This window comes from Streptomyces sp. (genome assembly GCF_019510245.1).
GTDB lineage: Bacteria > Actinomycetota > Actinomycetes > Streptomycetales > Streptomycetaceae > Streptomyces.
In genome coordinates, this window is the sequence record NZ_JAEKKT010000273.1 from 1 (window position 1) to 4,743 (window position 4,743).

The following is a 4,743-nucleotide window of genomic DNA, read 5'->3' on the forward strand; positions in this document are numbered from 1 at the left end:
CAGTTCTCTGGGATTAGGAGGTCAGGTGCCATGGCGAGAGTCCTCTTCATAGTGACTGGCGCGACGTACTGGGTGCTCAAGGACGGCACCCGGTATGCGACGGGTTACTGGGCGGAAGAGTTCGCGATGCCGTACAAGAAGATCACGGAGGCAGGACACGACGTCGTGGTCGCGACACCCGGCGGCGTGACCCCGAACGTCGACATGATGAGCCTGCGGCCGTCGATGGCGGGTGGCGAGGAGGGCGCCCTGGAGCTGGAGGAGATCATCCGTTCCGCAGAGGCGATGCGGCGGCCCCTCAAGTTGTCGGACGTCCGCCTGGAGGACTACGACGCGGTGTACCTGCCCGGTGGCCACGGGCCCATGTCCGACCTGGCATTCGACGCAGACGCCGGCCGGCTGCTGACGGCGCAGCTGGCTTCGGGCAGGCCACTCGCCATCGTGTGCCACGCTCCGGCCTCGATGCTGGCCACCAGGATCCACGGTGAGTCCCCGTTCAAGGGCTACCGGGTCACGTGCTTCACCGACGAGGAGGAAGAAGGCGTCGGCCTGGCCTCCCGGGCACCGTGGCTGCTGGAGACGGAGCTGAAGGAAAAGGTCGGCGTCGACTTCAGCCGCGGCCCGATCTGGGAGCCGTACATGGTCGAGGACCGCAACCTGATCACCGGCCAGAACCCCCACTCGGCGACGGTTCTCGCCGACCGGCTTCTCGAGGTCCTGAAGTGACCGGGTAGCGGTGGCGGGAGGCACACCCTCCCGCTCGTGTCGGCGGGCGGCGGCCCCGGCCGGGGGTCAGTGCCGTCCCGGTCCGGGGTACTCGCCAGGAGCGGGCGCGTCGGCGCGGTCTGCGGGGTCGGGGGGTCTGCTGCGTGCCGAGCCGAGGGTGAGGGCGCCGACCTGGGGGTGGTGGAAGCGCTTGGTGCCGGGGCGGTGCGGGCGGACGTCGTAACGCTCCCACAGGCGGGCGAAGTCGGCGTTCTTGAGGAGGAGTTCGCCGACGGGCTGGGCGAGGTCGGGGGCGTCGGGGTCGGTGCCGGCCAGCGCGCGCCGACCGCCACCGGGCCACAGGGCGAGGCGCGGGATCCCGTCCGTCCCCCGGGTGCTGCCACGGGGCGGCCCCGCCCGCACCTGTCCGGTGCGGGCGGCGGGGCAGGCCGCGCGGGGATCAGGGATCGAAGGGACCGGGAATTTGTTACTTTCCGGTGCCGCCCTGTGAACCGCGCAGTGGCCGGAATGCCGCGCGGAGTTCGTTCGCGAAGAGGTCCGGGACCTCCCAGGCCGCGAAGTGGCCGCCGTTGCCGACCCGGTGGTAGTAGAAAAGCTTGTGGTAGGCGCGCGATGCCCAACTCCGTGGCGCCTGGTAGATCTCACCGGGAAACACCGTGATGGCGGCGGGGATGGACACCGACACGGCGTTGAAGTTGTTGGCGTTGTTCTCCCAGTACAGACGCGAGGAGGAGACCGCCGTGTTCGTGACCCAGTAGAGCGTGATGTCGTCGAGCATCTCGTCCTTGGTCAGCACACGCTCGGGATGGCCGCCGCTGTAGGTCCAGGCGGCGAACTTGTCGTACATCCAGGCCGCCAGTCCGGCGGGGGAGTCCGTCAGCCCGTATCCCTCGGTCTGCGGACGGGTGACCATCATGGCCGAGTAGCCGGAACCGGTTTTGTAGAAGGCGGCGAGTTTGCCGTAAGCGGCTTTCTCGTCCGCGCTCAGACCGGACGGCACGGGGTCGCCGCACGCGAGCTTCCTGGCGATGTCGGGCGGGACGGTGGCCGGGAAGTTCACGTGGATGCCGAGCAGCCCCGAGGGCCGCTGGACCGCCATCTTGTCCGAGACTACGGCGCCCCAGTCGCCGCCCTGGGAGACGTACCGCTGATAGCCGAGCCGCTCCATCAGCACGGCCCAGGCGCGCGCGATGCGGTCGGGGTTCCAGCCGGTGGCCGTCGGCCGTTCCGAGAAGCCGTAGCCGGGCATCGACGGTATGACGAGGTGGAACGCGTCCTCGGCGCGTCCCCCGTGGGCCGTGGGGTTGCTGAGCGGCCCGATGACTTTCAGGAACTCCAGGACGGAGCCGGGCCAGCCGTGCGTCAGGATGACGGGGAGCGCGTTCGGATGGCGGGAGCGGACGTGGATGAAATGGATGTCCAGTCCGTCGATCTCTGTCATGAACTGCGGCAGGGAGTTGAGCCTCTCCTCGATGTTGCGCCAGTTGTAGCTGGTTCCCCAGTAGTGGGTGAGTTCCTTCATCGTGGCCAGTGGGACACCCTGGGACTGGTCGCGAACGGTTTCCCGGTCGGGCCACCGTGTCGCCATGATGCGTCGACGCAGATCCGTGAGATCCCGCTCCGGAATGCTCACACGGAAGGGACGGATGCTCTGCCGCTCGCCCGCGGTGACCGGCTTCCCGCCGAATTCCTCCCCGGTGAACCGCCGGCCCTGCAGACCCAGGGATCCTGTCGCGGCCGTGGCAGCGGCGGCGGCTGATGCGGAGATGAACTTCCGGCGAGAGTGCACGCGGAGGAATTCGGGCATGACGGATCTCCTTGGGGCGTCCCATTGGTTCCGAGGGGTGCGGAGTATGCGGGGGAGCGCTTCCTCGACGACCTTCCGTGGGCACTTACGCCACAGATCGTTACTCTAAGTGACGATACCTACCTCTCGGTAAGGGTGCAACTCGGGAGTCGGACGCGCCTCCGAGCGGCGGGCGGGGGGCTGCGGCCGGTGAGGTCGCCTGCGGGGGCGGCGGCATGACCACCGATGTACTGATGAAGCGTCAATTCAATACATTGAAGGCGCAGTTGGCGATGCCCACCGGGCGGGGCAAGGGGGTGCCCCGCTCTCCGGCCGGGCTGCGCCTCACGTCGCCGCCGGTGGTCACCACCTCATCGCACCTCGCGTGCGTACGGCGCGACGACGATCCGGTCGATCAGCGGCGCGTAGCGGGAGCGGAGCAGCACCCCCGGGAAGGTGTCCGAGGCGTAGGTCGTGCCGTCGAAGTCCGGCAGCTCCTCGGAGCGGAAGGCAATCGTGTTCCGCCCCTTCTTGAGGCGGACCGGGACGGTCAGCTCCCAGAAGTTGTCCTGGTGAAAGGTGTGCGGGAAGACGACGCGCCGCATCTCACCGCCGTTGACGGTGATGTCGGCGTGGCGGGCGAGCGGGTCCGGGTTGTAGTGGGTGGCCTCGGACTGCTCGGGGTTGGAGTAGCGGATACGCAGCGCGTACAGGCCGGCCTCGTCGGCGGTGACCGTGAACGTCGCGGTGTTGCCGTTGCCCGGGTCGCCGCCGATCCCGGTGATCGCCGTGCCGTCGGTGGCCAGGGGCAGCGGGGTCAGCGTGGCCGTGCCCGCGAGCCTGGCGTCCTGTGCCTCGTACGTACGCGTCCTGAGGGTGCCGTCGGTGGGTGTGACCGTCAGCCGGTCGACGAGGGTGGTGGCAGAAGTGCCGGTCACCGTCACCTTGTTGATGCCGCCCGAGAGGGAGACGGCCACCTTGTGTCTGCCCTTGGCCACGTGCAGGACGTCGTGTCCGTTGACCGCCAGCCGGGCGTCCGCGCCGCCGAGGGTGTCGACGTCAAGGGTGGCCTCGCGGTCGGCGGGGGAGTAGACCCAGAACGTGGCCGTCTGACCCTTCGAGACCCGGACCGCGCCGGAGCCGGTGGCGGGGGTCCCGGTGTGCTTGGGCAGGTCGTAGACGGGCCGTGCCCCACCGCTCGTCCAGGCCAGCTCGCCTTCGTAGACCTCTGTGGCCGCCGGCTCGGACGGCAGGGACAGGGTGAGGCGGTCGACGATCGCGTCGCCCTTGGTGGCGCGCCTGCCGTCGAGACTCCGCGCGGCGAGCGTCAGGGTGTGCCTGCCCTTGGTCAGACGGACCTTGGTGTCGGTGTGGTCCCACACCACCCACTTGTAGCCGAGCGGCAGGTACACCTCCTGCTCGCTGTCCGCCTGCCCGTCCACCCGCAGGAACACGTTGGTCGGGCCCTGCTCCCTCACCGCGTCGTAGGTGTTGAGGGAGTTGGCGAAGACGCTCAGGTCGTAGGTGCCGTCCTCGGGCACGTCCACGGCGAAGTCGAGCGTGACGTCCGAGCCGGTGCGCAGACCGCCCACGTCGTAGCCGCCGGAGGTGTAGAACTTCGACACGTCGCGGGTCGACCCCTCCGGGCCGTTCCTGGAGTAGCCGGACCCGGTGTGGGCGGCGTCCTCCGCCTCGTACGACCCCTGCCAGCGCACCGGCGCCTGCCGTGTGCCCTTCGCCGTGCCGGCCGGGCTGAGGACGATCTCGTACGCCGAGGACTCCTTGAGCTTCGGCAGCGTGCCGTCGCCGAAGTCGACGACGACCTTGCCGTCGGCGCCGACCTTCAGGCTGGTCTCGGTCAGCAGCTTCGGGCCGGAGTTGTCGCCGACCTGCCCGCTCCAGCCGATCTCGCTCACCCAGGCGTGGACCTGGTCCCCGAAAACCTTCTCGGGGATGCCCGAGAAGGTGATGTGGCCCTTCCCGTCGGAGCCGCCGAAGATCAGCCGGGCCTGCTTCTTCCGCTCGTCGAGCGTGGCCACGCCCTGCATGGTGTAGTTCTGGCCGGGGAACGGCGGGGTCACCGTCACCGTGTGCCCGCTCATCGAGGCGTACGCATGCAGCAGCCACCACTGGCCGTTGCCGCGGTTGGACTGCACCGCCGAGTCGGAGAGGTTGCCGTCGATGTTCCAGTACGCGATGTCGGCGTCCACCTTGGACTCCTCGATCGCGGA

Annotated in this window: 2 protein-coding genes and 2 pseudogenes; 1 reads left to right on the forward strand and 3 read right to left on the reverse strand. The window is 69.2% G+C overall.

All coding sequences use genetic code 11. The features are described from left to right. The first annotated feature begins 30 nt into the window (after positions 1 to 30). A complete protein-coding gene (locus tag JF597_RS48590) occupies positions 31 to 726 on the forward strand; it encodes a type 1 glutamine amidotransferase domain-containing protein (protein WP_294012145.1) in 696 nt (231 codons plus the stop codon). Between the two features lie 66 nt (positions 727 to 792). Here JF597_RS48590 and JF597_RS48595 read toward each other — a convergent pair. The 3 genes and pseudogenes from JF597_RS48595 to JF597_RS48605 form a co-directional block, all read right to left on the reverse strand. Next, positions 793 to 1,047 (reverse strand): annotated as a pseudogene (locus tag JF597_RS48595) (transcriptional regulator); the annotation flags it as partial. A gap of 145 nt (positions 1,048 to 1,192) precedes the next feature. Continuing rightward, positions 1,193 to 2,533, reverse strand: a complete 1,341-nt coding sequence (locus JF597_RS48600) for an epoxide hydrolase family protein (protein WP_294012147.1) — start codon at positions 2,531 to 2,533, stop codon at positions 1,193 to 1,195. 350 nt (positions 2,534 to 2,883) lie between these two features. Next, positions 2,884 to 4,743, reverse strand: a pseudogene (locus tag JF597_RS48605) (cellulosome enzyme); the annotation flags it as partial.

What these genes read in the sequence shown, in the direction of transcription:
- JF597_RS48600 (WP_294012147.1), bottom strand. Translation starts at nt 2,533, where the DNA reads ATGCCCGAATTCCTCCGCGTGCACTCTCGCCGGAAGTTCATCTCCGCA.
- JF597_RS48590 (WP_294012145.1), top strand. Translation starts at nt 31, where the DNA reads ATGGCGAGAGTCCTCTTCATAGTGACTGGCGCGACGTACTGGGTGCTC.